The organism is Nocardia barduliensis, assembly GCF_013315795.1.
GTDB classification, from domain to species: Bacteria; Actinomycetota; Actinomycetes; order Mycobacteriales; family Mycobacteriaceae; genus Nocardia; species Nocardia barduliensis.
The window spans coordinates 1-3,946 of sequence record NZ_JABLTE010000216.1 but is presented as its reverse complement, the minus strand read 5'-3'; the positions used below and the strand labels follow the sequence as shown (position 1 = coordinate 3,946).

The following is a 3,946-nucleotide window of genomic DNA, read 5'->3' as shown; positions in this document are numbered from 1 at the left end:
GACGCCGCCGGCGACTTCGTCGCGGACGCGGCGGCCGCTCGGACGCGAGCCGGGCCGCGAACGGCGGATGCTCGGTCTCGCTTCGCTCGGAAGGCGTGGTTGGGGTGCGCTGGGCGCGTGCAGGGCAAGTGTTGCTCTTGAAGGCTTGCCGTGGGCGAACTGGCCGCTGCTCCGGGGTTGTCCGCGCGGTTCCGGGCGGGCTCCGGCGCGTCGAAGCACGATCCGGTCGCCGAGATCCGGGCGGCGACACTCGGGGCTTGCGTCGGACGTCCGCCGCTGGTGGGTGGCCACCGCCGGGTCCGCTGGTCGCAATGGGTTGCGAACATCGTTGCCGCCGGGGTCGGGATCGGCGCGGCCGGTGAAGGCGCGCGGCTCGCGACTGACTGGAATGCGTGCCCGACGCGGTCGGAGCTAGGGGCTTGCACGGATACGGAGGGGTGCCTCAGATCGTGATTCGGGAGCCGGAGTGGCACGGCAGCGCGATTCGCGCCTTCGGCGTCGGGGCTGTCCGCACGGCTTCCAGGGTGGTGGGCCGGGGCGGGCGGTCAGAGGTCGAAGGACTCGCCGGGGGCCACGGCGTGTACGGGGCCGGCGAACTGGGCTTTCGCCTCGGCGATCACGTCTTCGCGGGAGGTCCACGGGGGGATGTGGGTGAGCAGCAATTCCTTCGCGCCGGCCTCGGCGGCGATCTGGCCCGCCTCGGTGCCGGAAAGATGTATGCCGGGCGGCCGATTCGCCGGGTCGTGGGTCCAGGACGCCTCCGCCATCAGGACGTCGGCGCCCTGCGCGAGTTCGTGCACCTGGGGGCAGAGCGCGGTGTCGCCGGTGTAGACGAAGGTGCGTCCGGCCGCGGTGACGATACGCAGACCGTAGGACTCCGGCGGGTGGTACATGCGGCGCGCCGTCACCGTGTGGCCCGGCCCGAAGGAGATCGGCTCGCCTTCGACCCAGGGCCGCATGTCGATCACGTCGGACCAGTCGTCGCATTCGCCGCCGACTTCGGCGGAGGCGTTGCCGATGCGCAGCGAAGTGTCCGACGGGCCGCGCACGATCGCCTTACCCTCCGGCGGGGTGGGGTGGTAGCGGCGCCACACCAGCAGACCGGGCAGGTCCAGGCAGTGATCGGCGTGCAGATGGGTCAGGAAGATGTCGACCTCACCGGGATCGGCGTGGCGCTGCAACGCGCCGAGCACTCCGGGACCGAAATCGATGACCGTCGGCGGCATGTCCGGGCCGGTCAGCAAGTAACCCGACGCAGGAGAGTCCGGGCCGGACACACTGCCCGAGCACCCGAGGACGGTAAGGCGCATTCCCCCATGCTGCCACGCGGAATTCTCGCTCAAGAAAGGATCCCCCACATTCTCCGGCGGGCCGCGCGCTCACCGCGGAGCCGCGCCGACTCCGGCTCGGTCCCCGCGACGGTTTCGTCGTGCATCTCCAGAGAGTACCCAGCCGGCCAGCAATCCACTCAACGCGCCGAATAGATGCCCCTGCCAAGAGATTCCGGGCTGTCCGGGCAACACGCCCCACAGCAGCGATCCGTAGAGGGCGAGCACCACGAGACCGAGCACGATCTGCGCGATGTTGCGGGCGAACCAGCCGCGCGAGATGAGGAAGGTCAACCAGCCGAAGACCAGCGAGGACGCGCCCACGTGCACACTGCCGGTAGCTCCGGTGAGCCAGACGCCGAGCCCGGCGAGCAGCCAGATGATCGCGGTCGCGGCCAGCCCGCGCCAGATGCCCGCCAGCAAGACGAGGAAGCCGAGCACCAGCACCGGAAGCGTGTTGCCGATCAGGTGCCCCCAGTTGTCGTGCAGCAACGGGGCGAACAGGATGCCGGACAGTCCGTCGGCGCGGCGCGGCTGGATGCCCGCGTACTCCAACTCCCCGTGGACGGCGGCGTCGACCCCTTCGACGCCGTAGAGCACCCCCACGAATCCGGCGATCAGTATCCCCGCGCGCAACCACAGTTGCCTGATCGCGGCGAAGCCTCCGGTCGCCGAGGGCGCGGACGGCCCCGGCGCACCGGCGGGCTTACCCGCTCGCGCACGGATCGCGGCGATCCGATCCGGGTCGAACGACGGCCCGAGTCCCGCGCCGGTCATGGCCACCTCCTCGCCGTGGCGGGGTCGTGGCCCCGCTCCACCGAGGGTACCGGCGCGACCGGGGAATCAGGCCCAGAGCTGGCCGTCGAGCCGCTCCTCCGCCTCTTCGAGCGTGCCGTCGTAGGCCCCGGTGGACAGGTACTTCCACCCGCCGTCGGCCACCACGAACGCGATGTCGGCGCGCGTGCCCGCTTTCATCGCCTTGCGGGCGACGCCGAGCGCGGCGTGCAGGATGGCGCCGGTGGAGATGCCCGCGAAGATGCCCTCTTCGAGCACCAGTTCGCGGGTGCGTTTCACCGCGTCATAGGGCCCGACCGAGAAACGGGTGGTCAGCACGCTCTCGTCGTACAACTCGGGGATGAATCCCTCATCGATGTTGCGCAGGCCGTAGACCAGTTCGCCGTAACGCGGCTCGGCCGCCACGATCTCGATGCCCGGCACCTTCTCGCGCAGGAAACGACCGGTCCCCATCAGCGTGCCCGTGGTGCCGAGCCCGGCGACGAAATGCGTGATCTCGGGCAGGTCGGCGAGGATCTCCGGGCCGGTGGTCTCGTAGTGCGCGGACGCGTTCGCCGGATTGCCGTACTGGTAGAGCATCACCCAGTCCGGGTTCTCCGCCGCGATCTGCTTGGCCAGCGCGACGGCCTGGTTGGAGCCGCCCGCCGCGGGTGAATCGATGATCCGCGCGCCGAACATGGTGAGCAGCTGCCTCCGCTCCACCGAGGTGTTCTCCGGCATCACACAGATCAGCTGATACCCCTTGAGCTTCGCGGCCATCGCCAGCGAGATGCCGGTGTTCCCGCTGGTCGGCTCCAGAATCGTGCACCCGGGTCGCAGCAGCCCGTCCGCCTCGGCCTGCTCGATCATCCGCAGGGCGGGCCGATCCTTGATCGAGCCGGTGGGGTTGCGATCCTCCAGCTTGGCCCACAGCCGCACGTGTTCGTCGCCGTCCCACCGGGGAGACAGGGTGCGCAGGCCGACCAGCGGGGTGTTGCCGAGGGTCGCGATCAGCGATTCGTAACGCGCCACGGGACGGGTCAGCCTCCGGCCACGGCGGGCAGGATCGTGACGCTGGCGTCCTGGGGGACCTCGGCCTCGAGTCCGCCCGCGAAGCGCACGTCCTCGTCGTCGACGTAGATGTTGACGTAGCGGTTCAGCTTGCCGTCCTTCAGCAGGCGCTCGGCGAGCCCGGGGTGGTTGGCCTCGAGATCATCGATCAGCGCCGACAGCGTGGCGCCCTCGGCCTGCACGCGCTTCTCCCCTCCGGTGAGGCCCCGCATGATGGTCGGGATGGACACGGTTACCGGCATGAGTACTCCTCGGTTTCGCGAACGGGCATCGGGTCTCAGTTCTCGTACGCGTCGACGATCCGCACCGGCTCCTCGGTGACCTCGCCGTCGACGATCCGGTAGCTGCGCAGCTCGTGCTGCTCGGGGTCACGGGTGGAGATCAGCACGTAGTGCGCGAACGGCTCGGAGGCGTACGACACGTCGGTCCGGCTCGGGTAGGCCTCGGTGGCGGTGTGCGAGTGGTAGATCACCACCGGCGTCTCGTCGGCGTCGTCCATCGCCCGCCACACCTTCAGCTGCTCACCGGAGTCGAAGCGGTAGAACGTGGGCGAACGTTCGGCGTTGACCATGGCGATGAAACGCTCCGGACGGTCCGAGCCCTCCGGTCCCGCGATGACCCCGCAGGCCTCGTCCGGGTGATCGGCGCGCGCGTGCGCCACCATCGCCTCCACGAGGTCGGCCCTGATCACCAGCACGAGTCGCACACCTTTCCACCACGCCGACCCATCGCAGTCGACAACGAGTCACAATCTGTCTCTTATAAACATCTCC

5 protein-coding genes are annotated in these 3,946 nt (G+C 69.7%); all 5 read right to left on the bottom strand.

From position 1 onward, the window contains the following. Positions 1-545 precede the first annotated feature (545 nt). Positions 546-1,310 carry a cyclic nucleotide-degrading phosphodiesterase gene (locus HOV91_RS38495; RefSeq protein WP_174190101.1) on the bottom strand — a complete coding sequence of 255 codons (765 nt, stop codon included), beginning with the start codon at positions 1,308-1,310 and terminating at the stop codon, positions 546-548. Between the two features lie 69 nt (positions 1,311-1,379). Then, positions 1,380-2,105, bottom strand: coding sequence for a rhomboid family intramembrane serine protease (locus HOV91_RS38490; RefSeq protein WP_174190100.1), 726 nt, complete (start codon positions 2,103-2,105; stop codon positions 1,380-1,382). 66 nt (positions 2,106-2,171) lie between these two features. Further along, positions 2,172-3,134 (bottom strand): cysteine synthase, encoded by a 963-nt coding sequence (locus HOV91_RS38485; protein ID WP_174190099.1) that lies wholly within the window; start codon positions 3,132-3,134, stop codon positions 2,172-2,174. 8 nt (positions 3,135-3,142) lie between these two features. Beyond that, positions 3,143-3,415: a MoaD/ThiS family protein gene (locus HOV91_RS38480; RefSeq protein WP_159924369.1), complete on the bottom strand. Its 273-nt coding sequence runs from the start codon at positions 3,413-3,415 to the stop codon at positions 3,143-3,145. 35 nt (positions 3,416-3,450) lie between these two features. After that, the gene (locus HOV91_RS38475) at positions 3,451-3,870 is read right to left on the bottom strand and encodes a M67 family metallopeptidase (RefSeq protein ID WP_043688435.1); all 420 of its coding nucleotides are present in this window, start codon (positions 3,868-3,870) and stop codon (positions 3,451-3,453) included. Positions 3,871-3,946 lie beyond the last annotated feature (76 nt).